This window comes from Planococcus glaciei (genome assembly GCF_900099655.1).
GTDB classification, from domain to species: Bacteria; Bacillota; Bacilli; order Bacillales_A; family Planococcaceae; genus Planococcus; species Planococcus glaciei.
Genome location: NZ_FNDC01000002.1, coordinates 127,257 through 153,176, shown reverse-complemented (window position 1 = coordinate 153,176; position 25,920 = coordinate 127,257). Strand labels below are relative to the sequence as shown.

The window sequence follows — 25,920 nt, the reverse complement described above, 5'->3', positions numbered from 1 at the left end:
CCGGTTTAAACAATCAGAAGGAAAGACGCTTACGGCTTTTATTTGATCACGAACTTTGTCTGGCTGAAACCTTCTTTTGATTTTTTCACTTCCAGGATGGCGGGTATCGCTGCTTTCAGTTCCTGGACATGGGAAATGACGCCAATCATGCGCCCTGATTTCTGCAAGTCAATCAGCGTATCAATCGATTTGTTCAATGATTCATCGTCCAACGACCCGAATCCTTCGTCAATGAACATCGTATCAATTGCCACATTGCCTTGGAAGCTCTGGATCACATCAGCCATTCCAAGCGCCAGGCACAGAGAGGCATTGAATTTCTCGCCGCCGGATAAAGTTTTCACATCGCGCGTCTGCCCCGTGTAAGCGTCATAGACATCCAGGCCTAAACCGCTTTGCTTGCCGCGGGCTTCTTGGCGGTCGCTGCGCATCAAATAAAACTGGCCATTGGACAGGTTTTTCAGCCGTTCGTTCGCCGACTGGATAATCTGTTCCAAATACTCAATCTGCAAATAGCGCTCGAACGAAATTTTCAAGCCGTTTTGGCCACGGATCATGTCGTGCAAGTCAGCAATCCGGTTAAATTGCTGTTCCGCCTGCATCGCTTTTTCGGATGCAGCAATAATACTGCCCTTTATCGCTTCACAGGATTTCTGGAAATCCTGTGAACGGTTCCATGTATTCAACGCCGCTTCGTATTCCGCCTTCAATTGGCTGAGCTCCGCTTCAAGCAAGCCGATGTCGGATGGAGTCCGCCCGGATAGCTCTGTTTTCAATTCCTGGACTCTTTCCATCAAGGTATGGCGGTTTTGCCTGAATGCCTGAATCGCTTCTTTCAATGCGATGCGCTCCTGCTCCGTTAGCTTCGCGGCCTGGTACGCCGCTTCCGAAGCAAATTCGGATTTTCGCAGCGCATCGCTCCATTGCTGCTGGGCGTTTTCTTTTTTCCGTGCTATTTCCTCGGCTGTAGCCGCTGCATGTTTCGCGCTGACGGACGCTGCTGTAAATTGGTCTTTTGCCCGTTGAAGCTCTTGCTGGACGCTTTCCCAAAGGCGTTCCAGTTTACCCTTTTCGGCTTCGGCTTCGCTGATTTTTTCTTTTAGGATAGACAGCACCCGTACTTCTTCCGGAATGGCCAGCAGCCCTTGTTCAAAAACCGCTTTGGCTGCACCGTAGGCAGATGCCGCTTGCTGCACATGTTCAGCGAGCTCTGTTTTGCCTTTTTCAAGCTGGCCTGCTCTTGCTGTTTGAACATTGAACTGTTCTTTCAAGACACGTAAATTCTTTTTATCCGCCTGCAGCTCAGCTACTTTCTGCTCCAGTGCCACTTTATGCTCTCCGACTTTCCGGTAGTCAGCGTCCGCTTCTGCCGGGTTGAGCCTTAATTTGACCGCTTCTTCTTCTTGGCGTTTCAGCTGTTCTGCCAATGCGTTCAATGCAGCTGCTGCATTGCGGTACTGGCTGTCCACTCCATCAAGCCGGGCTTTTAGCCGGTCAAGCTCCTCTTTGGAAACGGCCGGATGATGGGCTTCGGCCGCTTTGTTCGGATGATCGGTGCTGCCGCAGACTGGGCAGGCATCGCCGTCGTGAAGGGCCGCCGCCAGCACCTGCGCTTGGTTCGCAAACCAGACGGCTTCCAGTTCACGGTATTCACTCGCAGCTTGTTGGTACACCGTTTCTTTTTCTTCGCTCGTTTTTTGCTGCTGCCGCACTTTTTTCTGAATGGCGCACAAGTCAGCCAGCACCCGGTATTGTTCATTTAACGCGAGCAATTCAGCCTGTTGCTCATCAAATGCTTCAAGTTTTCGGTCCAGTGCCTCGATTTTTTCAGCCACTATTTGGCACGCAGCCTTTTCCGTCTGCCACTGGCCAGCTATTGCCTCAAGTTCTTTTTCAGCTTGTGCTGCTGCAGTTTGGAGCTTGCGCAACCGGGCTTTTTTGCCGTCCAATTCTTCAACCGCCGGCAATAGTTTCCGGAGTTCTATCACTCGCTGGCGCATTTCCTCGCGTTCAGTTCCGCACTTTTGTTCCGCCTCAAAAGCAGATTCAGCTTGTGCCAGGTTTTCTTTTGCCGCTTGTTCCGCTTTTAACGCTTTTTCTAAGAGAAGAAGCTTTTCCGCTTTGTCCTTTTTCAGTTCTTTGTAGACATTTTCAATGCCTTCAATAAAACCGGCGCGTTCAGCATCTTTTAGCTGCTGCTCTTTTTGAGCGATTGCCGGCAGCTGCTGTTCTACTTGTTCAAGGCGCTGCGCTTTGTCTGCCAAGTCGCTGAAACGGTCGTTCCATTTTTTCGCTTCGTGGAAAGCGTTCATTTTTTCATCGTGCTTATTATAGAGGCTCAGGTAGTATTGCTCATCCTGCTGCATCTTTTCCTGATAAAAAGCAGCTTCGCTTTCAAGCCCTGCCACTATTTGATGAACATTGGAATGCTCGCGCTGCAGCAGTTCGAACAAATCGGAATCGCGTTCCGGCAACGCCCCTTTAATATTGCCGACGTGGCTGGCTAAGCCATGCTGTTCTCCTTGATACGCTTCTTTTGCCGCATCCCGCTTCTGCTTTAAACGCTCCGTTATCATTTTATACGGTTCTGTTTTAAAGATTTTCCGCAGGATTTCTTCTTTATTATCGGTTTCAGATGTTAAGAGCTTACGGAATTCGCCTTGCGGCAGCATGACAATCTGGCTGAACTGATTTTGTGTCAGCCCGATGATTTCTTCGACCCGGCGGTTGATTTCCGAAACGATTTGCCGCTCTACACACGGAACTTCCCCGTCTTTCGTCTTCTCGAAAAATTCATAGCGTTCGCCGGTCGCGCTTTTGTTCCCTGCTTTGACGTGGCTCATCTGGCGCAGGATCCGGTAGACTTTATTATGTATTTCGAATTCCATCTCTACGCAAGTGTGCGTTCCGTCTTCGGCAAAATCGCTTCGCAAATGGCGTGTTTCGGCACGGTCCGACCCACTGGCAGCGCCGTAAAGGGCAAAACAGATGCCGTCAAAAATCGTCGTTTTCCCGGAACCCGTGCTGCCTGAAATGACGAACAGCTGGTTTCCTTTCAAATCGGCAAAATCAATGGTTTCCGTGTGCTTGTATGGTCCAAAAGCGGTCAGTTTCAATTTCAAGGGTCTCATTGTTTCACCCCTTCTTTCTCATCAGATTCTTCGCGCAGAAATTCCTGAAGCACTTCTTTGAAAACTGTTTCAGTTTCTTCCGTCGCTTTTTCTCCTTTGACTTCTTCGTAGAAAGCATTGAACAGCACCATCGGGTCCATATTGCGGCGCGATTCTGTTCCGCTTTTTCCGCTTGCCTGGCCGAAATTTTTGCGTTCGACATGCATGGCATTGGGGTAAACCGAGCGGATTTTTTCCATCGGATACAAAATCGGCGTTTCATCGAGCAGCTTCACAAAGACATAATCTTCATTAATCTCGTGGCGCAGGATGTCTTCCATAAAGCCTTCAACGGTCCGCATATCCCGTTTCGGCGCCAGCAATTGCTTTTCAACCGAGACGTTTCCGCTGCCGTCCATTTCAACGATCAAAAATCCTTTTTGGTGGCGCTCTTCTGAAATCGAATATTTGAGCGGCGATCCCGAATAGCGGATGGTTTCATTCAGCACGTGGTGGGCCTGATGCAAATGCCCAAGCGCCGTGTAATGAAAGCCGTCAAAATGGCCCGCTTCCACATGCTCGGCACCGCCGATTGACAATGGCCGTTCTGAATCGCTGGTGTTTTCCTGCTGCTCCCCGTGGGGCGTCACAAAGGCATGGCCGACGGCAATATGGCGGGCTTCCGGGTTCAAGTTTTGTTTGATGTTTTCGACGATGGCTTCTGCTGCATCGTTATGTGATCGAATGTCCGGATTTCCCAGTGCATAGCGGACTTGGGACGGATCGGCATACGGAATCAAATGAATATGCACTTCTCCAAATTCATCGGCCAAAACAATCGGTTCGTGTTCTTTTTGGACATGGCCGGCAATATGGATGCCGTTCATTTTCATGACCCGGCTTCCGAAATTCAAACGCCCCGGGCTGTCATGGTTTCCGGCTACAGCAAATACCGGCGTCTCGAGTTCCAGCACAATTTTCGCCAGTACTTCATCCAGTAAATTGACGGCTTCTGTCGGCGGCACCGCGCGGTCGTATAAATCGCCGGCGATGATGACGGCATCCGGCCGCTGTTCTTCAATGGCAGCGACGAATTGTTCTAACACATGGCGTTGTTCTTCAGTCATATAAACACCTTGGACCAGCTTGCCTAAATGCCAGTCGGCGGTATGGAAAATTTTCATCATCATGCTCCTTTCTGGGGCAAAAAGAATATATGTTCGTTCCATTATACACGAAAACAGTTTGCTTGTTTTCTGCAATTTTTAGGATTATAATAAGAACAAACGTTCTATTAAGGGAGTGAAAATTGATGAAAGCACAAATTTTGAAAGCCTTCAAACATCAGCAATTGATTGACATGATGTACATGGCGAACGATGGAAGCATCAGCAAACGCCGCATTAAAATTTTAAAAGTGAGCGGGGAGTCGTTTCAAGCATATTGCTTTCTTCGGAACAAAAAACGCACGTTCAAAATCGAGAATGTGCTTTCATTGATTCCGGTGGAACGCAAAGAACGCCAGATCATTTAAAGGCCCTTTGCCCTTTCCCGACTTGTGATACACTGAAGGAAATGGGTTCAAGGAGGATATGTACATGCGATTAACTGTTTATCTAGCAGGAGAAATTCATAGTACGTGGCGCGAAGAGATCAAGAAAAAATCTTTGGCGCTGAACTTGCCGGTCGATTTCGTCGGGCCGATGGAAGACCACGAACGTTCGGACAATATCGGCGAGGAAATTTTAGGCGAGCAGCCGAATGCGGTATTTAAAGACGCAGCCGCTTCCAGCTTCAACAATCTGCGCACCGGTGTACTGATGCAAAAAGCGGATCTGGTTATCGCTCTTTTCGGTGAACAGTACAAACAATGGAACACGGCGATGGATGCCAGCAGCGCACTTGCAGCGGGCAAACCGGTCATCCTGATCCGCCCCGAGAAACTGCACCATCCGCTGAAAGAACTGTCACGCAAAGCAAATGCTACCGTCGAAACTGTCGACCAGGCGATTAAAGCATTGGCGTATATTTTCGATTGATAAAACCCGGCCATCCACAAGGATGGCCGGGTTTTTATGCGGTTTTTGAAAATACGCTCAGTTAAAGTTAAAATACGCTCTACTGCTCGAGAAATACGCTCCATTAATCTTGAAATACGCTCGGCAAAGGTTAAAATACGCTTCCATCAGAAATTTTTAATAAAACAGATCCTTTTTGCCAATAAAAAAACCCCTCAAGAGGAGGGGTTTCATTGATACCAGGCACCAACGATCGGATAGTCGAATTTGTCGTTGTTCAATGCGCGGATAATGCCCATGATCGGCACGATGACGGTCATCAAGCCAAACACGATCAGCATTGGAATTCCGATGATGAAGATCACCAGGAAACCTGAAATCGTCAACAGCACACCCATCACAAGTTGGAACAGCAATGCCTGGATAGACAGTTTTTTCACTTCCGGGTCGCTCGTAATCAGGAACACGATAAACGGCACTAAAAACGGAGCAAAGAACGCACTGGCATGGACAAGTATTTTAAAGCCTGTATTCTCCATTTATTTTCATCTCCAGTCTTTTTTCTGATACCTTATTTACGATTGACTGGCCGGAAAGTTTCAGAAGTTCAAAATTATTTAATCCCGCTAGTAAAATGTCATTTTATCCGCAACACGACTTTGCCGAATTGCTTTCCGCTGCCCAAGTGATCGAACGCTTCCTGCGCGTGTTCCAACTCAAAGACCCGGTCAACGACAGGATGCGTGCCGTGCTCTTCCATATGGGCAAGCATGGTGCGCAGCTCTTCCCGGCTGCCCATTGTCGATCCGAACAATTGGTACTGGCCATAGAAAAAGCTGCGGAGATTGAAATCGACGTTGTCGTCGGTCGTGGCACCGAAAATGACGATGCGCCCGCCTTTTTTCAAGACTTCGAGCGAGCGGTTGAATGTTGCTGCACCGACGCTGTCAATGACCAGGTCGACCGTTTCATCGGCCAGCTCCTGCGGCCAGTCACTGTCATTCGCAATGGCCCGGTCTGCGCCAAGCTCAAGGGCATGTTTCCGCTTTTCCTCGCTTCTGGAACTGACAATGACCCGGGCGCCTGCATTTTTCGCAAACTGAATCAAATACGTCGCCACACCGCTTCCTGCTCCGGGAATAAACAAGGTAGTTCCTTCTTTCACTTCGCCTTTTGTAAACAGCGCCCGGTAACCGGTCAACCCTGCCAAAGCGAGCGACCCGGCTTCTTCCCACGTTAAATGGGCCGGTTTTTTCTCGACTTGCTCTGCAGACAAAGCAATTTTCTCGGCGAATGTGCCGTGGTCCGGCATGCCCAAAATATCAAACTCCGCCGGCGGTGCATCGCTGTTGCCATACCAGCGGAGCGCCGGATTGACGATCACTTCATCGCCAACCGAGAAGCCGCTCACCTCTTCGCCGACCGCTTCGATAACTCCCGCTCCATCCGAACCGATGATAAGCGCTTCCGGACGGCTGCCGTAGCGCTTCGGCAATCCAAGGTCCCGCCGGTTGATGCCGGCAGTTTTCAGCGCGACGACCACTTCGCCCGCTTTTACTTGGGGTTCTTCCATCTCTTTCATTTTCAATTCACCAGATTCAATGACAAATGCCTTCACTTACATCATCCTTCCTCTGTTATCACTCTTTCTAACATTAGTTTAACAGTTTTCAGGATGCCTGTTCGTTCAAACGGCTTCCGCCAGGGATCGGCCAATTGCCCAAAGCAAAAATTCACTTCAGCGCCTTCTGTATTGCCAAACGCCGTTATCCATTTCACGTTCACACTCTCCAGCATGACGCAAAAATTCCAAATGAGCCAGTGTTTCGCCGACTGCAAACCGCATTTCATGGACCGTCAACGGCCGCTTGAAAAGCAGCTCACACGCCCCGTAGACTGTAGCCGTTTCCCGAAGCACATCAGCCGTTTCCTCCAGCCGTTCGGCATGATGCGTTTTCAGTTCCGCTATCCGGCTGTTGGCGCCGTAAAACGGTTTGCCATGAGACGGAATGACAAATTCTGCATCCAACTCCCTGATTTTCTCCAAAGAAGTTAAATACGAAGCCAGCGGATTGTCATCGCCGTGGTACCAATAGGAGATATTTGGCGAGATTTTCGGCAGGATGTGGTCGGCCGACAGCAATACATTCTTCTCGCCGTTGTAAAAGCACACCATGCCGTCCGAATGGCCGGGCGTAAAAATTACTTCGTATTCATAGCGTCCGATCTGCACCTTTTCCCCTTCTTCGAAATAATGATCGATTTGCGGCAGCGGATTGACCAGCGGCTGAAAGTCCGCCGTATTGCCCGCCATTTGCGCTGACTTTTCGTCGGGTACCCCGGAAGCCTTGTAATGGCTCGGCATCGTCTCCAGAAATTCGGACTGCCAAGAAGACAGACCCGAATTGGCATCTGTCTTCGTCATGGAAACTTTCGCTCCTGTTTTTTTCTGCAGCCCGCCGGCATAGCCAAAATGGTCGGGATGGTAATGGGTGATCAGCAAGTCCGCTACATCACGCTTTCCAATTTGCTGCTCCCAAAACCCTCTCGTATAGTCATTGTTCAAGCCCACATCAATGATGGTCCACCCTGTTCCGCCTTCCGCCATAAAGCAATTGACGTGGTTCAGGCGGAACGGCAAATCGATCCGGATGGCTTCAATCCCTAATTGATCCAGCATGCAATCCCTTCTTTCTGGAAGTTACGGTTTCAGCACCAGTTTTCCGATGGTCTTTCTGCCTTGCAGTAAGCGATGCACTTCGGCCGCTTCTTCCAACGGATAGGTTCCGCCGATCGTCAGTTTCAAGTCGCCGCTTGCCATATAGCCCAGCAACTCTTTAAAACTGCTTTGGAACAATTCCGGCTTGCGCATAATCTGCGGCAGGAAAAAGCCGATGACGGATTGATTTTTTCGCATTAATTGGCCTGGGTGGAACGTGGCCTGTTCGCCGCTTGCCGCACCGAAAATGACCAAGCGCCCGAACGGAGCAAGACATTTCACCGTATGGTTGAACACTTCGCCGCCGACCATTTCAAGGGCGACGTCCACGCCTTTGCCTTCCGTGATCTCCTTGACTTTTTCTACCCAGCCCTCTTCTGTATAGTTCACCAGATGCGTGGCACCCATCGATTTGGCATGCACCAGTTTTTCGTCCGTGCTTGCCGTCGCAATGATTTTGCCGGCCCCGAACAGCTTCGCCAACTGAACGGCAATCTGCCCGACCCCGCCGGCCGCCGCATGGATTAGGACACTTTCACCCGGCTCCAGACGTCCCATGGTTTTCAGGATATGATAGGCACTCAAGCCCTGCAGCGGCAGCGCAACGGCTTGCTCAAATTCCACGCCGTCCGGAACAGGCGTTAAAACCCGTTCGTCCACTGCCACGTATTCGGCATAGCCGTTCGACTCGATCAGCGCGACCACCCGGTCCCCTTTTTGGAACCGTTTCACGCCGCTTCCGGTTTCCGCAATAACACCCGCCACTTCAGCTCCCGGTACATAAGGCAGCTTTGTCGGCACTACATATTGCCCTTCGCGTCTAGCCGTATCAGCATAATTGACCCCACTGGCTTTGATTTCAATCAGCACTTCGTTTTCAGCGGGTTCCGGTGTCTCTGCATCCGTCCATTGCAGCACTTCCGGCCCTCCAAATTGCTCGAACTTAATGACTTTCATCCTTTTTCCCCCTATGAAATGTATTGTTCTGCTGCCAAAACTTTCTCTGCAATTGCCCGCTTCGAGGCTTTTCCGCCTGCCCGCTGCAGCCGGCTCAATTCACTTGCCACCGCCCGGACGTTATCGTGCAGCCCTTTTTCGGAAGCAGCTCCCTGCAGCAGTTTGCGCGCCGCCATTTCCACTTCAAGCAGTGCATCGTCGACCAGCACTTTTGCCAGGTCGATTTTAAAAGAAGCTGCCTCTTTGCCTTGCGACTGGATGGCTTTGGCAGTGCGCAGTATCGCGGACTCCACAGCAAACAAAGCAATGCCGATATCCGCCAGCTTCATCAAAGTTTCCTGCTCTTCGCTGAGTGCTGCCCCGTAATTTTTGTAAGCAAGTCCGGCACACAACAGGAACACCCGGCGAATGGCACGGACCGCTTCTATTTCCCGGGAAATGGGGCCGATCGATTCCACTTGCGGCGACCCGATCTCCAGCATTGCCCGTTCGACAGCTTCAGTGAGCGGCGCTTGGCCTTTAGCGGCTGCTTTCAACAGATTGCCTGGAACAATCAGGCGATTGACTTCATTTGTCCCTTCAAAAATCCGGTTGATGCGCGAGTCGCGGTACATCTGCTCAATTTTGTATTCCTTGATAAACCCGTAGCCGCCGTGCAATTGCAGCGCTTCGTCCACAATGAAGTCAAGCGTTTCCGAGCCGTATACTTTGCACACCGCACATTCGGTGGCGTATTCCATCATCCGCTTTGCCAAAAGGCCCGAATCTTCCACATCATACAACCCGCCAAGCGCTTCTTCCAAATAGCCGGCTGTCCGGTATTGCAGTGATTCCGATGCATAAATGCGGAGCGCCATATCGGCGATTTTTTCCTGCGTAGCGGTGAAGCCGGCAATGGCTTTGCCGAACTGGCGCCGTTCTTTCACATATTTCACTGCCAGTTCAAGGCCGTATTTCGCCGCGCCCATTGTCGCAGAGCCTAAGTTATAGCGGCCCAGGTTCAACACGTTTAAAGCAATGACATGCCCTTTTCCGATTTCTCCGAGAAGATTTTCAACCGGCACTTCACAATCTTCAAAAATGACGGCCCGCGTGGAAGAACCTTTGATGCCCATTTTCTGTTCTTCCGCACCAAGCGATAATCCCGGAAAGTCTTTTTCCACGATGAACGCCGTAAAAGCGGTACCGTCCACTTTTGCGTAGACGATAAACGTATCCGAAAAGGCCGCATTGGTAATGAACATTTTCGTGCCGTTCAATATGTAATGCGTCCCTGCACCGTTCAGTTTCGCTGTCGTTTCCGCTGCTAAGGCATCGGATCCTGCATTCGGCTCGGTTAAGCAATAAGCGCCAATAAATTCCCCGGACGCCAGTTTCGGCAAATATTTCTCTTTTTGCTCAGGCGTACCGAAATAAGTGATCGGCAAAGTCGCGATGCAGGTGTGATTGGACTGTGCGACGCTATAGCTGCCTGCAGGCCCCAAAGCTTCCCCGACAATGCCTTTGCTGATTTTATCAAGTCCGAGCCCTCCGTAGGCTTCCGGGATGCTGTGCGCAAGCAGCCCAAGATCGCCTGCTTTTCCGAGCAGCTCTTTCACCAATGCAAAATCCTGCTGTTCAATAGCGTCATTATGAGGACGCACTTCGCTTTCCATAAAGCGCTTGGCCGTTTTGCCGATCAGTTTATGCTCTTCCGTAAAATCTTCCGGTGTAAAAGCTGCTTCTGTTTCTTCATATAAGAAGCTGCCGCCGCGGTACATCAAGGTTTTAGGTTCCATCTCGCTTCATCCCCTTACTTTTTCTTCGCTGTCAGCAATGCATACTGGATCAGGCTTTTTGTAAAATCTCCGAAATGGGCGAATCGGGCATCGGTTGTTTGCCCCTTTTTATAGCGGTAGTAAATCTGCTGGCAAATGACCGCCAATTTAAAATAGGCAAAGGTCAAGTAGAAGTCGATGGTCGATACGTCCCTTCCGCTTTGTTCCGCATAGCGTGCGATAAACTCCTCACGCGAATAAAACCCTTTCCCTACCGTTACAGGAGCCTTTCCGAAAGCTGTTTTCAACAGTTCCGGATCATCAGCTTGAATCCAGTAGCTCATCGCTGCTCCCAAGTCTGCCAGTGGATCGCCTACGGTTGTCATTTCCCAATCGAAAAGGCCTGTGAGTTCTGAAAAATCTGCTGAAAACATGGAATTGTTGAGTTTGAAATCGTAATGGATGATGGACGGCTCCGGGGAATCTGGTATATGCGTGCGCATCCATTCAGCCAGTTCCTCCACTTCGGGAATATCATCTGTTTTTGAGCGTTCATAGCGCCCGATCCAACCATGGACTTGGCGTTCCATGAACCCTTCCGGCTTCGCCATATGCGCCAGCGCTGTTTTGGTATAGTCAATGGCGTGCAGGTCGACCAAGGTATCCACCATCAATTGCGATATCCGGCGGCCAAGTTCTTCGGTCGGCTCCACGCCTTGCGGAAATTCCGAATCAATGACGACGCCATGGCGCCGTTCCATAATGAAAAACCGGCTGCCAATGATCGACTCGTCGCGGCAAAAAACAAACGGCTTTGGCGCTGCCGGAAAAACCGGATAGAGCGTCGACAAAATATTGAATTCCCGTTCCATGTCATGGGCTTTCGGTGCCACTGGCCCAAGCGGCGGGCGCCTCAATACTGCTTCCCACTCTTTTATAGACAACGCATAAGTCAAATTCGAATGCCCTGCGCCAAACTGGCGGATTTCAAGAGGCCCTTCAGGCAAGCCATCGATATTCTCTCTTAAGAATTGCATCAGCTTGGCTTGATCGAGTTCCTCGCCGGAACGGACAGGGATCGTATCACTCGTTTTCCCGACCATCGCTCACACCTCTTCCTTGTGCATCTCGAGTTTTGCCCGGGTGCCGTCTGGAATCCGTTCGCTCTTTTGGGAAGAGAAATCGAAATAAACCGCTCCGGCATCGCCTTCCGCAATCAGCTCACCGCTGTTTGCATCGGTGATCCGGTGCCCAATCTTGAAGCTGGAATTGCCGATTTTCGTTACAAACGAAGTGACTTTCAAGCGCTGGTCGAAATAGGCTTGTTTATAAAACATACAATTGGCGGATATCATAATGACACTCCATTTATCAATGGTCATGTCAAGCCCCAGTTCACGGAAAAACTCGATCCGCGCTTCTTCCAAATAAATGAAATAGCTGATATTGCTGACATGCCCCAATGCGTCCGTTTCACTAAAACGGACTTTGACTGTAATCTCATGCGCCATCGGTTTTCCCCCTTACTTGTTTTGGAATGCCGGTCTTCTTTTTTCAATAAAGGCTTTTACGCCTTCCTGCACGTCTTCCGTTTGAAACACTTCTTCAAATAAGCCGGCTTCAAGTTCTGTTCCGCGTTCAAGCGGCAATTCCAGCCCTTCGTCCACTGCTTTTTTAATGCGGGACAAAGCCGGGAGTGAAAAACGGGCAATCCGCTTCGCCATTTTGCGCGCCGCTTCCATCCCATCACCGCTGGCCGTTACTTTATTGACCAGGCCGATGCGTTCGGCTTCGGCTGCCGTGATTGCTTCGCCTGTAAACATTAGCTCTTTCGCCTTCGCTTCTCCGACGATGCGCGGCAAGCGTTGTGTACCGCCGCCTCCTGGAAACAAACCAAGCGTGATTTCAGGCAAGCCAATCTGGGCATGTTCTTCCGCGATCCGGATGTCACAGCACAGTGTTACTTCACAGCCACCGCCAAAAGTCAGACCGTTCAGCATGGCAATGACCGGTTTTTCAAAACGGTCGATCCGATTTAGAATGGCGTGTGTTTCCAGGAATTTCTCTTTTAAGCCCCCTTGTACGATCAATTGTGGAAACTCTTTGATGTCAGCCCCCGCTGCAAAGACTTTGTCTCCTTGCCCAGTCACAATGACGGCATTCACTTCAGGATCTGTTCCAAGTTCACAGAACACTTCATCCAGTTCCTTGAATACTTGGTTGCTGATGACGTTCATGGGCGGGTTGTTGATGGTCACCACCGCATAGCCGTCTGTTTTTTCCACATTCAATACCGTTGTCATGGCGTTTTCACCTCTTTTTTTAGATACTCATAAAAGCCTTTCCCGGTTTTTCGTCCCAATTCCCCTGCCTTCACTTTTTCTTCTATGAATGAGGAAGGCTTGTCCTTCGGATCACCGGTTTCTGCATATTGTTGCTGCATCACATAATACGCCACGTCGATTCCGGATAAATCCATCAATTCAAATGGCCCAATCGGATGCCGGAGCGCTTTTTTGACAATCACATCAATTTCTTTGTAATCTGCGATGCCTTCTTCGTATAGATGCATCGCTTCTTTTTGCAAGGCGCCGAGAATCCGGTTGGCGACAAATCCGGAAATTTCTTTTCGCAGCAATAAGCCGGTTCGGTTGATCCGTCGGCATAATTCCAGGGAAATTTGCGCGGTTTCTTCTGACGTTTGTTCGCTCATGACCACTTCGACGCAGTCCATGACAAGCGGCGGGAAAAAGAAATGCATATTGCACACTTTTTCGGGACGGCTGGTTGCTTCTGCAAGGAGCGAGTTGACGATGGTCGAGCTGTTCGTGGCAAGAATGGCATGTTTCGGTGTGATTTTGTCCAATTTACCAAAAATCTCACGCTTTATATCCAGCTTCTCCACGACCGCTTCAATTACATAATCGGCATCACCTGCTGCCTTTTCCAAATCACTCGTAAACTGCAGCAAGTTGAACGCCGCCGTTTTTTCCATATCGGTGATTTTCTTTTTCACTACCCACTGGTCCATCAGCATTTCCAAACTGATCTGTGCTTTAGCGAGCGCTTCTTTATCCACGTCGTAAAGTGCCGTATGGATGCCGCCAAGCGCGCCGAGCATGGCAATCTGATGCCCCATCTGCCCCGCTCCGATTACCGCCATTTTTTGAATTTGAAAGTCGTCCACTGCTGTTCCCCCTTCGATTAAGTGATGCCGTTTAAAATCATATCGCTGTAAATCTTCGCTAATTGCTTTGCCGTTATGCCGCCATTCGGATTAAACCACTGGTAACTCCAGTTCGTTACCCCGAGAACAGCGAAAGCCACCATGCCGGGCGGCAAATCACTTCGGAACTCTCCTGTTTTCATTCCAGCTGAAATGAGCTCTTCGATATTCAAGCGGAATTGCTCCCGCTTCCTTTTGACTTCCCGGGAATTTTCCGGAGTCAGATGGCGCATTTCCCTGAAAAACACCCGTCCGCTCGGACCGTGGTCCTGAATATCGCCAATCAGCAGCTCTACTATCGCCTGCAGCTTCTGCTGATTGCCGGAAACCGTTTCCTGAATGCCTTTTTGCCGCGATAGCAAGTCATCGATATAGTTGGAATGGATGTCCATCAATAGCTGTTCTTTGCTCGGGAAATAATAATAGAAAGTACCCTTGGTCACACCGAGCGCTTCTACAATGTCCTGGATGGACGTTTCGCTGAAGCCTTTTTGTTCGAATAGGCTAATGCTTTGCTGCTTGATTTTTGTTTTCATGCCGATTCCCCGCTATTCTCTATCCTGTTTTTACGAACAATAGGATTTTCGCTTTCGCAAGCATAAAATCAACTGACCGCAAAAGTCCGGTTTATTCAACTAATAGCCAATGCGGCAAAACTGCATTGGCTGAAGCTTCTCTTGATCCCCTTTTTAAATAGCGTGCATGCCGCCGTCTACAATGACGACATCTCCTGTCACATAATCCGACGCTTTGGATGCCAGGAACAACGCCGCGCCTTTCAAGTCTTCGTTCGTCCCAAAACGCTTTAATGGTGTTTGTTCAAGGAACCGGTCGCGGCCTTGTTCAATGAGCACTTTCGACATTTTTGTCGGGAAGAATCCAGGCGCCAATGCGTTGACGTTGATATTGAACTGGCCCCATTTGGCGGCTAAGTCTTTTGTGAATGTAATGACAGCGCCTTTGCTGGTGTTGTAGCCAATCGTATCCATCAGCTGCGGGTCGATGCCGCCAAGCCCGGCGACCGAAGCGATGTTGATGATTTTCCCGCTTTTTTGGCGGATCATTGTTTCCCCGACTTCCCGGCTCATCAGGAATGTTCCGGTGACATTCACTTCCATGACTTTGTGCCATGCTTCCAACGGCATGTCGAGAACCGGCGCTCCCCATGTGGCACCGGAATTGTTGACGAGAATGTCGATTGTGCCGAACTCTTCCAAGGTTTTTTGGATGACGCGTTTGACGTCTTCCGGATTAGTGACGTCACAAGCCAATGCTAAGGATTTTACGCCCTTTTGCTTCAGCTTCTCGCTGATTTCTTCACATGCCTCCAGCTTCCGGGAGCACACCACAACATTGGCTCCTGCTTCCGCAAACCCTTCTGCGATTTGCGCTCCCAAGCCGCGCCCGCCTCCTGTCACAATTGCCGTCTTGCCGTCCAGCCTGAATAAGTCCATAACGTCCATTTTCCATTCCTCCATCCGATTGCGTTTCTACATACTAACTAGTTGGTATGTTCAGAATACTTAAACATTATGTTAACGCTTTCATTTACAGATTGCAAGATTCGAATAAAGGAATTTTGCCTTTCCAAAAAAAAAATGACCGGTGGATTTGATTAGTTTCCAAATCCACCGGTCATTTCAACTTATTGATCATCTGATTTTTCATTTTCCTTATCCGCCTGTTCTCCAGCCTTATCCGCTTTTTTAAAATCGTCTTGCAAGTGGACTTCTTGTGCCGCTTTCACGTTCAATTCTTTATCCGCCAGCTTTTCATGCAGTTGTTTTTCTTCTGCCATTCTTACCGCTCTTTCCGGGTTTTAAAGTATACGTATCTTTTCCCATTTCGGAAGAGGCTAAACCTGGTTTTCACTCTGAAAGAAACTGATCTATCTGCTTTAAATCCACATTCCCTCCGGATAAAATCACGCCAATTTTTTTGCCTCTCGCTTCCAACTTTCCGGATAATACAGCAGCAAGCGCAGTCGCCCCCGAGGGTTCAATGAGCTGCTTGGTGCGCTCCAATGTAAATTGAAAGGCTTCTTTAATTTCATCTTCTGAAACCAGCACCAGGTCATCCAAAAGCTCCTGCAAAATCGGGAATGTCAGTTGGCCGGGCTGCGATGTCCGTAAACCGTCCGCGATTGTCGTTGTTCCGGAAATGGCCGTAATTTGTTTGTTGGCAAGCGACAAATACGTATCGTTTGCCGTTTCCGGCTCCACTCCTACGACCCGGATCGCAGGATGGATCTCTTTCACCACCGTCAGGATGCCGCTGATCAATCCCCCGCCGCCGACCGGAACGACGATGATTTCAATATCCGGCACTTGCTCGAGCAATTCAAGGCCAATGGTGCCCTGGCCGGCGATGACAAGCGGATGGTCATATGGCGGGATGTAGACGCCTCCATTATCTTCCGCCAGCTGCTTGGCTTTTGGAATCCGGTCAGCTGAGGTCAATCCGCAGTAAACAATCTTCCCGTTGTAGGCTCCGATCGCTGCCACTTTTGCCCGGTTCGCATCTTCCGGCACAACAATCGTTGCCGGCACGCCAAGCTGGTCCGCAATATAGGCGACCGCCTGCCCGTGGTTGCCGGAAGAAGCAGCTGTAATGAACTGCGCTCCTTCTTCGATGGACCGCTTGACTGCATTCGCTGCACCCCGTATTTTAAACGAGCCGGTTTTCTGCAGATGCTCCGCCTTTAAATAAATTTCATTGCCGGCCCTTTCGTTTAACAGAACCGATGTCAAAACGGGTGTCCTATGGATAAGGCCTGAAATTTGCTGCTTCGCTGCTTTTACTTCATCCAAATTCACCATGCCGTACCTCCTTTATTTGCCCTTAGTTTAGCATATCCAACATAAATTATAAGATTTTTCAGTTTTAAGGCGACCGGTTATCGGGGTACACCTTAAAGGAAGAGTACTGTAAAATAAGAAGCTAGGATTCTGTACGGGAGGTGAAGTGATATGTTAAAGCGATTGGTTATTACAGGATATAAACAACATGAACTGGGAATATTCGATGATAAGCATCCAGGCGTCCGGTTCATCAAAAAAGCACTTGAAAACCGTCTGCGCGTTTTGCTCGATGAAGGATTGGAATGGGTCATCATCAGCGGCCAGCTTGGCGTTGAAACGTGGGCTGCAGAAGTGGTGCTGGATTTGCAGGAAGAATTTCCGCAATTGAAATATGCCGTGCTGACCCCTTTCCTCGAACAGGAGAAGAAATGGAACGAAGCCAAGCAGGAAAAGTATCAAATGATTTTAGAACAGGCCGATTTTCACCGCAGTTTAACCAACCGGCCTTACGAAGCCCCTTGGCAGTTCATCGAGAAGAATAAATTCTTCCTGCGCAATTCCGACGGCATGCTCATCATATACGATGAAGAAACAGAAGGTTCACCTAAATTCACGAAACGGGAAGCCGACCTCTACGCCGAAAAGAACGATTATCAAGTGCTGACCATCACAGCCGATGACTTGCGGGTCGTAGCGGAAGAAGAACAGCTGAATGATTGGGAACAGTAAATCACATCCTTTTGTGAAATTGTTGAACTCCTCTCTTTAGTTGACTCTGTCAATTATTTTCGATACCCTTATAAGTTATATCTGTTTAAACCCTAAAGGAGGAAGTATGAAAAAAGCTTCGAAAGTATTCTACATCACGTTTGCCCTAGTCATTTTGACCGTTGCATTTGGCGTCATTGCTCCGCAAAGCTTCGAAAAAGCAACCGGCAGCATCCGCAGCTTCATCGATACAAGCTTCGGCTGGTATTACTTGATGCTCATGGCGATCATTTTAATTTTGACCTTTGTTATCATCATCAGCCCGTACGGAAAAATCCGTCTGGGGAAAGACACCGACCGTCCGGAGTTCTCTACCATATCTTGGATCTCTATGCTATTCTCGGCAGGCATGGGCATCGGCCTTGTCTTCTACGGGGCTTCCGAACCGTTGAGCCATTTCGCTGTGCAGCCCGCAACGGCGGAACCTGGAACCGACGCTGCCTTCAAGGAATCCCTGCAGCGCACTTATTACCATTGGGGCATCCATGTGTGGGCCATGTACGGCATCATTGCCCTGTCACTTGCATTCTTCCAATTCCGCAAAGGAGAACCTGCGTTAATTTCATCAACACTGAAGCCGATTTTCGGAAAGAAAATGGAAGGGCCATTAGGAACACTTGTTGATGTGCTGGCGGTATTCGCTACAGTCTTCGGCGTGGCAACTTCACTCGGCTTCGGCGCTGCTCAAATTAACGGCGGTCTGGCCTACCTGTTCGGCGTGCCGCAGGAATCATGGGTCCAGTTCATTATCATCGCGGCTGTGACCGTGCTGTTCATCATGTCCGCCTGGTCCGGATTGAACAAAGGCATCAAGTATTTATCCAATACCAATATGGTACTTGCCATTATTCTGCTGATATTGGTCATTATCCTTGGGCCGACCTTGCTGATTATGAACATGTTCACTGAAACATTCGGTAATTACATTCAGAATCTGATCAGCTTAAGTTTCCAATCCGCGCCGCTTGATGCGGAAAACCGCTCTTGGCTGAACATGTGGACCATCTTTTACTGGGCCTGGTGGATTTCTTGGGCTCCATTCGTCAGCATGTTCATCGCCCGTATTTCCAAAGGCCGCACCATCCGTGAATTCCTGATTGGCGTCGTCCTGACGCCGACAATTTTCGGCGCTTTCTGGTTCTCGGTATTCGGAACGACGGCGATTGATATCCAAAAAAGCGGCATCGATTTGACGGCATTCCCGACTGAGCAAACTTTGTTTGCGATGTTCAGCGAAATGCCGCTCGGCTTTGTCATGTCACTCTTCGCGATTTTGTTGGTCAGTACGTTCTTTATTACATCCGCTGATTCTGCAACTTTCGTTCTTGGCATGCAGTCGACAAACGGATCACTCCTGCCAAGCAATCAAATCAAGATTCTTTGGGGAATTGCACAGTCGCTGGTTGCTGCCATTCTCTTGTCTGTCGGCGGATTGACGGCTGTCCAAAACACCATTATCGTTGCCGCTTTGCCTTTTTCGTTTGTCATGATCTTAATGATCATTTCCTTGTTCAAGGCGTTGGATGCAGAAGTAAAGCTCGGCAAAACAACCAAAAGATAAAATTGCTTCGCCCTTCAGTTTTCATAGCTGAAGGGTTTTTTCATGTGCATAAATAAAAGCAGGAAGGGTATAGGGAGAATAATGAAAATACTTGGAGGTGTCTTGAACATGGACGGAAATATTAATTCACCGGGTGCCGGCACTGAAAACCCTACCGGCGTTGAAGAAATTGAAGGGCAGACGCGGGCAATCATTCAGAGTTCGCTTAATGCATTACTAGACAGCAAAACGTTCTTGCCTGAACTGAAAGACAATATGCGTGTACAAGCGTTCACTTCAATGAGCGCCATTCTTTCTACACCGAACAATATACATAAGTCATTCCTGCGGATTCCGCTCGATGACGGCAGTGTTGTTCGGATTCCTTCTTTCCGCGTGCAGCACAACGATGCACTGGGGCCTTATAAAGGCGGCATCCGTTTTCATGAAAGCGTGAACGAAGAAGAAGTTGTCAACTTGGCTTTTTTGATGACGTTGAAAAATGCATTGCATAATGTTCCGTTTGGCGGAGGCAAAGGCGGCATCATCCTTAACCCAAGACATTATTCAGAAAAGGAACTAAATCTGATTTGCCGCAAATATGTCCGCTATTTTTCGGAAGTCATCGGCCCTGACAAAGACATCCCGGCGCCAGACGTAGGTTCAGGAGAACGGGAAATGGACTGGATGATGGCAGAATACAAAAAGATTAAACACGGATCTCCATATCTCGGCAGTTTCACCGGAAAAAGCGTCGCCAACGGCGGTTCGCTTGGACGCCGAGAAGCTACCGGCAAAGGCGTCTACTTTACGTTCCGTTATTTGTTCTCGGACTATGTAAGAGAACATGCAGATGAATTGGCCGCTTCGGACAATCCTTTTGCTGCGACAGCTCTCGCACATGCAAACCGGCCGTTGAAACTAGCTGTCCAGGGATTTGGGAATGTCGGTTCGGTTGCGGCATTGGAAGCCTACAATAGCACGGAAATAGATGATATTGTAGTCGCAGTCAGCGACCGCAACATCACGCTTTATAATGAAAATGGCCTGGACATCCCGGCATTGATTGCATTTGCCAATACGAACCGCGGAGATCTGCCTTCTACCGTAGAGCAAATCGCTCAAGCGGGCGTCGCCGCAAGCATCAAAGGCCGCGACGAACTATTGACTTTACCAGTCGATGTTCTGGTGCTGGCTGCTCTTGAAAATCAGATTCATGAAGGAAATGTGCGGGACATCCAGGCCCGTGTCATCGTGGAAGGCGCAAATGCCCCAACTACGCAAGAAGCAGATGAATACTTGAGTGAACAAGGCGTCATCGTCATCCCGGATATTCTTGCCAACGCCGGCGGGGTTATTGTTTCATATTTTGAATGGCTGCAAGGACGGGAAACTCAGTTCTATACGGAAGAAGAAGTATTCCGGCTGCTTATCGCAAAAATGAAGTCCACGATGGACATCATCTTGCCGCAATTTTTCGGAGATCCCTTCCCGCTCCGCCAAAACTGCTTTATCCACGCCGTCATGAGATTGACGACCGTCTTATACCGCCAAGGAAAGTTGTATTAACTGAAAAACGTTGAAGCCGTCTATGGCTTCAACGTTTTTTTACTTCTCGCTGTTTCTCCGTTCCTCGGAAATGGAATACGCCGCTTTCCGAAAATGGAGGATCTGGTCTTCCGAACACTCGATTCCTTCGGTTACAGCGGTCGGATCAAATTTTCGTTCGTCCGCTTCCGGAGCAGGCTTAGGCAAAATCGTCAGTGTCCCAACGGTAAGCTTGTGCCGTTCTTCCGGCCAGGCGACAGTCGGATCGTCAGTCGGATCTTCTTCTCCTCCAATGACAATATTCAACCGGAAGCTGACCGGCTCTTTCTGCAGACGGTCTTCGATTTCCCATTCATAGTAACCGAATGGCAGCGAACCGGCGTCTTTTGGCGTTAAAGTTTCCACTCCCGCATCCGGTTCCCATTCATACTTGATCGGCAGCCGGTTCCCGTTCTTGTCGATAAAGTAAAAAGCATGGATGGAATGATAGCGCCCTGTCGCAAAACTGGCCGGGGCATGCATTTTCTGCACGATTTTGATGGCGGCCCGGCTTTCCGGATACTGGATTAGCAGCTTGGCCAAATCACGAAGCCGCGGCTTCCCTTTTTTAAACGAAGTCACAACGCCCAGAATCTTAGTGAAAGCTTCCGGGGTTTTGGCCAGGAAAATAGGGGAATTGACCCCTACTATATTCGTTACGCTCCCGTCCGGCAAGAGAAACTGAACGCCCAACCCTTTTACCGGCGACATGACATCTGTCCAGGTAGGGTCCGGAGAACTATGGGAAAATCGGGCAAGCGCTTTGACTTCCCCGCCTTGCAGATGCGTTGCCGTTGTATATTCCGCTCCTAGGCCATTCGCAGAGAATACCGCTTCATAAATGACTCCTCTGGCATGGGCACGCCGGTATTCACGATGTTCCCCAAACACTTTCTCCATCCGGTCTACTGCGGTTTCAGCTAATGGTTTCTTTTCCATGTCCTCACCTCTTACCATGAGCTATACCCTTTTACGGTACAAATTAAAAACTACCGACAGCTGAATGTTGGGCTACCGGTAGTTTAGTGTATATCTGTATTTATAGAATGAAATCCATTTTGAGTAATTGAATCGAGGCTCTTTGCTTTCCATTTTATCAACTATCTGTTAGTCTAATAAAGAATTATTTTTGTTCGTTTTCAGATTGAGAATAAATTTTGTTTTTCGTCTAAGGTATTTGAGCAAGGATAGTAACACATTGTGTGGATAGCCGCACCAGGAGGCAACAATTATGGAACAAGGTACAGTTAAGTGGTTTAATGCAGAAAAAGGTTTTGGATTTATCGAGCGTGAAGCAGGAGATGACGTATTCGTACATTTCTCAGCAATCCAAAGCGAAGGTTTCAAATCTTTAGACGAAGGTCAAAATGTAACGTTTGAAATTGAACAAGGACAACGTGGCCTACAAGCTACTAACGTTCAAAAAGCTTAATAGTAGCTAAAAAAGACCCTACATGTGTAGGGTCTTTTTTTATGTGCTTAAATTTGGGGTTAACTACTTCTGTGAACTGCTTTTATCATATGGAATGAGAGTTTGTAATGCTTTGACAAGTGTTCGGTGTGAATCATGCTCTCCATAAAGCTTCCCTCCTTATACTCTTGGCTTGAAATTACTCCTCACCGGCTTTATGCCCCCAGTATGATCTTTTCAGACTGAAAATTCAATTCTTTTTCCAAACAAACCCAATTACTTGAATAACTTACGCTAAACCGGGAATACTGAAAGGAAAGCAAACCAAAGGAGGCAGCTGAATGGATATCAAACAAGACAATAATCGATTCGTCGTCGTGAAAGATTCAGAGGAACTTGGATTTATTTCGTATATGCCAAATGGTGATGTGTTGACGGTGGACCACACCGAAGTTTCGCCCCAGCTGGAAGGACAAGGTATGGGAAAAAAACTGGTCGAGCAAGTCGTGCAATATGCACGCAATGAAGGCAAAACCATTGATCCGCAATGCCCATTTGCCCACTCTGTTATTGAAAAAACACCGGAATTTCAAGATGTCTTGGCAAAATAATTCAGCACCTGCTTTTTAGCAGGTGTTTTTTATCTGCCTTTTTCCAGCTCTTGTTTTAGATGTGCAGATGCGGGAACAGTAGGAGTAACAAGCGAGTTGGAAAGGAGTTTTCCACGTGGAACAATCACTTGAAGAAGCGGTCAGCATACACGCCCAACCATTTGATTCTCCCGCAGACTTAGCGCCGATTATTGAAGCAATTGGCGACGCCAAGATTGTCATGCTTGGGGAAGCGAGCCATGGAACTTCCGAGTTTTATACCATCCGTGCAGAATTATCCAAACGCCTGATTCGGGAAAAAGGCTTTACACTCATTGCAGTAGAAGGTGACTGGCCATCTTCCCAGCAAGTCAATCGTTTCATTAAAGGCTACGGGCATGGCGGAAAGACGGCGCGTGAGGTGCTGCAAGCTTTTACCCGTTGGCCGACCTGGATGTGGGCCAACGAAGAAATTGCGGCGTTTATCGATTGGCTGAAACTGCATAATGAAAAAAGCGAGACAAAAACCGGATTTTATGGCATTGATATTTACAGCTTGTGGGAATCCATGGACGAAGTTGTCCATTACCTGGCCCATACCAATCCGGCCGGAGCCGACCTGGAACTCGCGAAAAAAGCTTTTTCCTGCTTTGAGCCGTTCAACCGGGAACCGGAAGGCTACGCCATTTCCTCAGCGAACTTCTCCACCGTTTGCGTGGACGAAGTGTCAAAACTGCTGGCCTCCATTCGTGCAAACGAAGAGCACTACCGGGACGAGCAAGAATGCGGACTGAACTTGGAAATCAATGCGCTGGTTACGAAAAATGCGGAAGATTACTACCGGGCCATGGTGAAAAGCGGCGAAATCTCCTGGAACATCCGGGATGAACACATGGTCGAAGCGATCAACGAAGTCCGTGACTACCATGGACAGGACGCCAAAATCATCATCTGGGAGCACAATACCCATATCGGAGATGCGAGGGCGACCGATATGCGAAACGACGGCATGCTGAATGTCGGACAGGTTCTGCGTGAGCAAAACCGGCCGGAAGATGTTTTCGCTGTCGGATTCGGCACCTATGAAGGCACTGTTATCGCTTCTCAAGCCTGGGGTGTTCCGTATGAAGTGATGGCGGTTCCTCCTGCCCGCGTTAATTCGTGGGAAGAAATTTTGCACCGCACCGGACCCCATGATAAATACCTGCTGTTCGATTCCGGCAACTTTACCTCCTTCGACCGCTGGACCGGGCACCGGGCAATCGGGGTCGTCTACAACCCCGAACACGAAGCGCATGGCAATTACGTCCCTTCTCGCATCGCCAGCCGCTACGACGCCTTTGTATTTATTGACCGGACCAAAGCCTTGGTTCCGCTGGAAGTAAAAAGTTCGATTCTATGAATGAGAACCGGGAGATTTAGCAACGAAAGAATAAAAGGAAGGAGTCACCGGCCATGATGAAAAAAGCCCTGCTTCTTTTCTTGTTTGCTGCAGCAGCCATTCTGCTCATGCTATTCAGTTTTCAAAGCGACATGTGGAACAACCCGTCGAAAGAAAGTACGCAACCCGAAGAGGCCCTTTCAGCCGAAGGCAACAAAGTCGAAGCCGGAGAAAAGGAAAAAGAGGAAAAAGCACCATTTAAGGAAAATTTTGAAGAAGAAAAAGAAGTCGTTGTCCAAATTGAAGGCACAGAAGAAAAAGTATTGATGCATTTGAATAAGGGCAAAGATTGCGATTACATCATCTACATCGACGAAGAGCGATACAAAATGGTGAGCGGCGAAGGCGATAAACCGGATGCCATCACCACTAAAGAAGAGCTTCCCGAGAATTTCCCGGAAGTGTCCATGACGATTGAACATGTACCGGATACCGCACCGGAAGTTTTAGTGGAGGAATTCGAAGCCGAATTGAAAGCGGAATTCCCGGATTTGCAGGAAGTCGAGCAAGTGGCGAAACCGGTACAAGGTTACCAGCTTCATGGCATTGCAAATGGCGGTCAGCAAGGGAATGATCCCGTTGTCCATGCCTACGTCATCAGCAACGGCCAATCCGGAAGTTTCGTCATCACTGAACGCTATTTCCTCGAAGCAGCCGAAGGACACGGTGCCCGCTTCTATGCGATGCTGACGGAATTCCATATCGTTGAACCCGAATAAAAGCAAAAAGGATGGCCCAAGGGCCATCCTTTTGAACTTGTAGACAAAAGAAATTTTACACACGATAGCTGAATAAATATCCGATTAGAGGAAAATACCGGATCCTCCGTTTCAGCCGGACGCGTTCCGCGGGCTCGCGCCGAACTAACTCGGAACTAACGTCCCGAGTGGATTTCGGCACTTCGCTATCCCGCTGGAGTCGCCGGCCTTCACTTCGGATCCTAGAAGTGAAGGCTATCCAAAGGTATCGCTTTTCCTCTTTGGAATATCTATTTAGGCTACAATCCGATTCACGTTCACAATCGAATCAAAGAGAGACGCCGCCAACCGGTCCGACCACGGAGACTCCTGTGGGACAGCGAAAGCTGAAGACCCCGCAGGCAAGACATTGGCCGAAGTTAGTGAGGCCATGTCTTTGCGACGAAGCTAGCGCAGCGATGCAGGAGCAGCGGGTTTTCAAAGCGGCGAGGAGGCTGAAGCTAAGCCCACGGAAAGCGAAGTGGCCGGCCCGGTTGGTTTTATACATCGTCATCCTTTTTAAGTCTTCTTGCTTACAGATCACTGTCCGTACTGTTAATGGAATACAAGTAATTCCAGCTGTCGGATTTGTATAAGGCATGGAAAGTCAATTTATCGCCTGTTCCCATAGTGACAATATCCTGCTCAATAGCGACGACCATTGCCGTTGCACCATTATCCAAGTTCAAGTAAACATCTCCGATAGAAGGTTTGATGGCATTTTCTTCTCTCAGCTTTTCTTCCAGCAGAGCGTCTTCGTCCAATTGTTCCGGTGCCACCTTGGCTTTATCGAAATAGGTGATATCGTTGCTGCCAGGTTCTTCACCCGGTACCATCACAAAGAATTCTCTGAACTTCACTGTGTTTTGGCGTGTGGTTACCACGTCTTTTCCTTCAACCGATTCGACTTTTTCAAATTCATTCAGCGAATAATGATCCATATAATCCGGATCCGGTTTCGTGATGAAAATATAGCCGCCCGGCTCTGCCGGAATGTCGTCCCGAAGCGTATAACGCGCGCCCAGGAACAGGAACGAATCCAGGTGTTTCGGTTTGTAGTATGATACCTGCTCCGCTTTGCTCGCTACCTGTTCCATGTCTTTCAACCGGAACATCAAGACGGATTTTTTTGCTAACGGCTTCACGGAGTAGACTTTATGTAACTCGTTATTAAAATAGACGAGTTGTCCCTTTCTCACTTGAAGTAATTTCATTTTTTACCCTCCGATGCTATCATATCTCTCGGCTTCATTCTAGA

26 protein-coding genes are annotated in these 25,920 nt (G+C 48.9%); 9 read left to right on the top strand and 17 right to left on the bottom strand.

Going from position 1 to position 25,920, the window contains the following annotated elements:
• Positions 1 to 38 precede the first annotated feature (38 nt).
• Together BLQ32_RS04100 and BLQ32_RS04095 are read right to left on the bottom strand one after the other, a co-directional pair.
• On the bottom strand, positions 39 to 3,131 hold the full coding sequence (locus tag BLQ32_RS04100) for an AAA family ATPase (protein WP_074509225.1): 3,093 nt from the start codon (positions 3,129 to 3,131) through the stop codon (positions 39 to 41).
• Complete coding sequence (locus tag BLQ32_RS04095; RefSeq protein WP_074509224.1) at positions 3,128 to 4,294, bottom strand: exonuclease SbcCD subunit D; 1,167 nt, start codon at positions 4,292 to 4,294, stop codon at positions 3,128 to 3,130. The genes BLQ32_RS04100 and BLQ32_RS04095 overlap by 4 nt, the downstream gene beginning before the upstream one ends.
• Before the next feature lie 128 nt (positions 4,295 to 4,422).
• Between BLQ32_RS04095 and BLQ32_RS04090 the strand changes: the two genes are divergently transcribed.
• On the top strand, positions 4,423 to 4,644 hold the full coding sequence (locus BLQ32_RS04090; protein ID WP_036810609.1) for a transcriptional regulator: 222 nt from the start codon (positions 4,423 to 4,425) through the stop codon (positions 4,642 to 4,644).
• Between the two features lie 64 nt (positions 4,645 to 4,708).
• The gene (locus BLQ32_RS04085) at positions 4,709 to 5,149 is read left to right on the top strand and encodes a YtoQ family protein (RefSeq protein ID WP_074509223.1); all 441 of its coding nucleotides are present in this window, start codon (positions 4,709 to 4,711) and stop codon (positions 5,147 to 5,149) included.
• A 209-nt stretch (positions 5,150 to 5,358) separates the two neighbouring features.
• Here BLQ32_RS04085 and BLQ32_RS04075 read toward each other — a convergent pair whose 3' ends face one another.
• The 13 genes from BLQ32_RS04075 to BLQ32_RS04015 all read right to left on the bottom strand — a co-directional run bounded on the left by BLQ32_RS04075 (position 5,359) and on the right by BLQ32_RS04015 (position 16,606).
• Positions 5,359 to 5,667, bottom strand: a complete 309-nt coding sequence (locus BLQ32_RS04075; RefSeq protein WP_036810617.1) for a DUF4870 domain-containing protein — start codon at positions 5,665 to 5,667, stop codon at positions 5,359 to 5,361.
• Between the two features lie 98 nt (positions 5,668 to 5,765).
• Entirely contained in the window at positions 5,766 to 6,746 is a 981-nt protein-coding gene (locus BLQ32_RS04070) for a zinc-binding dehydrogenase (protein ID WP_074509221.1), read from the bottom strand.
• 120 nt (positions 6,747 to 6,866) lie between these two features.
• Positions 6,867 to 7,808 carry an MBL fold metallo-hydrolase gene (locus tag BLQ32_RS04065; protein WP_074509220.1) on the bottom strand — a complete coding sequence of 314 codons (942 nt, stop codon included), beginning with the start codon at positions 7,806 to 7,808 and terminating at the stop codon, positions 6,867 to 6,869.
• Positions 7,809 to 7,829: 21 nt separating this feature from the next.
• On the bottom strand, positions 7,830 to 8,804 hold the full coding sequence (locus BLQ32_RS04060; RefSeq protein WP_074509219.1) for a quinone oxidoreductase family protein: 975 nt from the start codon (positions 8,802 to 8,804) through the stop codon (positions 7,830 to 7,832).
• Positions 8,805 to 8,815: 11 nt separating this feature from the next.
• Positions 8,816 to 10,582: an acyl-CoA dehydrogenase family protein gene (locus BLQ32_RS04055; protein WP_074509218.1), complete on the bottom strand. Its 1,767-nt coding sequence runs from the start codon at positions 10,580 to 10,582 to the stop codon at positions 8,816 to 8,818.
• Between the two features lie 14 nt (positions 10,583 to 10,596).
• Positions 10,597 to 11,664 carry a phosphotransferase family protein gene (locus BLQ32_RS04050; protein WP_074509217.1) on the bottom strand — a complete coding sequence of 356 codons (1,068 nt, stop codon included), beginning with the start codon at positions 11,662 to 11,664 and terminating at the stop codon, positions 10,597 to 10,599.
• Positions 11,665 to 11,667: 3 nt separating this feature from the next.
• On the bottom strand, positions 11,668 to 12,072 hold the full coding sequence (locus BLQ32_RS04045; protein WP_074509216.1) for an acyl-CoA thioesterase: 405 nt from the start codon (positions 12,070 to 12,072) through the stop codon (positions 11,668 to 11,670).
• Positions 12,073 to 12,084: 12 nt separating this feature from the next.
• A complete protein-coding gene (locus BLQ32_RS04040; RefSeq protein ID WP_074509215.1) occupies positions 12,085 to 12,864 on the bottom strand; it encodes an enoyl-CoA hydratase in 780 nt (259 codons plus the stop codon).
• A complete protein-coding gene (locus BLQ32_RS04035; RefSeq protein WP_074509214.1) occupies positions 12,861 to 13,748 on the bottom strand; it encodes a 3-hydroxyacyl-CoA dehydrogenase family protein in 888 nt (295 codons plus the stop codon). The genes BLQ32_RS04040 and BLQ32_RS04035 overlap by 4 nt, the downstream gene beginning before the upstream one ends.
• Before the next feature lie 17 nt (positions 13,749 to 13,765).
• Complete coding sequence (locus BLQ32_RS04030; RefSeq protein WP_074509213.1) at positions 13,766 to 14,323, bottom strand: TetR/AcrR family transcriptional regulator; 558 nt, start codon at positions 14,321 to 14,323, stop codon at positions 13,766 to 13,768.
• A 153-nt stretch (positions 14,324 to 14,476) separates the two neighbouring features.
• Positions 14,477 to 15,250: an SDR family oxidoreductase gene (locus BLQ32_RS04025; RefSeq protein ID WP_074509212.1), complete on the bottom strand. Its 774-nt coding sequence runs from the start codon at positions 15,248 to 15,250 to the stop codon at positions 14,477 to 14,479.
• Positions 15,251 to 15,432: 182 nt separating this feature from the next.
• The gene (locus BLQ32_RS04020) at positions 15,433 to 15,585 is read right to left on the bottom strand and encodes a YfhE family protein (protein ID WP_074509211.1); all 153 of its coding nucleotides are present in this window, start codon (positions 15,583 to 15,585) and stop codon (positions 15,433 to 15,435) included.
• A 70-nt stretch (positions 15,586 to 15,655) separates the two neighbouring features.
• A complete protein-coding gene (locus BLQ32_RS04015) occupies positions 15,656 to 16,606 on the bottom strand; it encodes a threonine ammonia-lyase (RefSeq protein ID WP_074509210.1) in 951 nt (316 codons plus the stop codon).
• Positions 16,607 to 16,756: 150 nt separating this feature from the next.
• On the opposite strand from BLQ32_RS04015, the gene BLQ32_RS04010 reads away from it, so the two are divergent.
• The 3 genes from BLQ32_RS04010 (at position 16,757) to BLQ32_RS04000 (ending at position 20,465) form a co-directional block, all read left to right on the top strand.
• A complete protein-coding gene (locus BLQ32_RS04010) occupies positions 16,757 to 17,317 on the top strand; it encodes an SLOG family protein (RefSeq protein ID WP_053165971.1) in 561 nt (186 codons plus the stop codon).
• Between the two features lie 106 nt (positions 17,318 to 17,423).
• Complete coding sequence (locus tag BLQ32_RS04005) at positions 17,424 to 18,917, top strand: glycine betaine uptake BCCT transporter (RefSeq protein WP_074509209.1); 1,494 nt, start codon at positions 17,424 to 17,426, stop codon at positions 18,915 to 18,917.
• A gap of 168 nt (positions 18,918 to 19,085) precedes the next feature.
• Positions 19,086 to 20,465 (top strand): Glu/Leu/Phe/Val family dehydrogenase, encoded by a 1,380-nt coding sequence (locus tag BLQ32_RS04000; protein ID WP_074509355.1) that lies wholly within the window; start codon positions 19,086 to 19,088, stop codon positions 20,463 to 20,465.
• Positions 20,466 to 20,504: 39 nt separating this feature from the next.
• Here BLQ32_RS04000 and BLQ32_RS03995 read toward each other — a convergent pair whose 3' ends face one another.
• Positions 20,505 to 21,422, bottom strand: a complete 918-nt coding sequence (locus BLQ32_RS03995; RefSeq protein ID WP_074509208.1) for a catalase family peroxidase — start codon at positions 21,420 to 21,422, stop codon at positions 20,505 to 20,507.
• A 292-nt stretch (positions 21,423 to 21,714) separates the two neighbouring features.
• On the opposite strand from BLQ32_RS03995, the gene BLQ32_RS03990 reads away from it, so the two are divergent.
• From BLQ32_RS03990 to BLQ32_RS03975, 4 genes are all read left to right on the top strand, one after another.
• Entirely contained in the window at positions 21,715 to 21,915 is a 201-nt protein-coding gene (locus BLQ32_RS03990) for a cold-shock protein (RefSeq protein ID WP_036810671.1), read from the top strand.
• Between the two features lie 320 nt (positions 21,916 to 22,235).
• The gene (locus BLQ32_RS03985) at positions 22,236 to 22,505 is read left to right on the top strand and encodes a GNAT family N-acetyltransferase (protein WP_053165967.1); all 270 of its coding nucleotides are present in this window, start codon (positions 22,236 to 22,238) and stop codon (positions 22,503 to 22,505) included.
• Positions 22,506 to 22,620: 115 nt separating this feature from the next.
• On the top strand, positions 22,621 to 23,886 hold the full coding sequence (locus BLQ32_RS03980) for an erythromycin esterase family protein (protein ID WP_036810677.1): 1,266 nt from the start codon (positions 22,621 to 22,623) through the stop codon (positions 23,884 to 23,886).
• Between the two features lie 53 nt (positions 23,887 to 23,939).
• Positions 23,940 to 24,644 (top strand): hypothetical protein, encoded by a 705-nt coding sequence (locus BLQ32_RS03975; protein WP_074509207.1) that lies wholly within the window; start codon positions 23,940 to 23,942, stop codon positions 24,642 to 24,644.
• A 551-nt stretch (positions 24,645 to 25,195) separates the two neighbouring features.
• Here the strand turns inward: BLQ32_RS03975 and BLQ32_RS03970 are convergent.
• Entirely contained in the window at positions 25,196 to 25,876 is a 681-nt protein-coding gene (locus tag BLQ32_RS03970; protein WP_036810679.1) for a hypothetical protein, read from the bottom strand.
• Between the last annotated feature and the right edge of the window lie 44 nt (positions 25,877 to 25,920).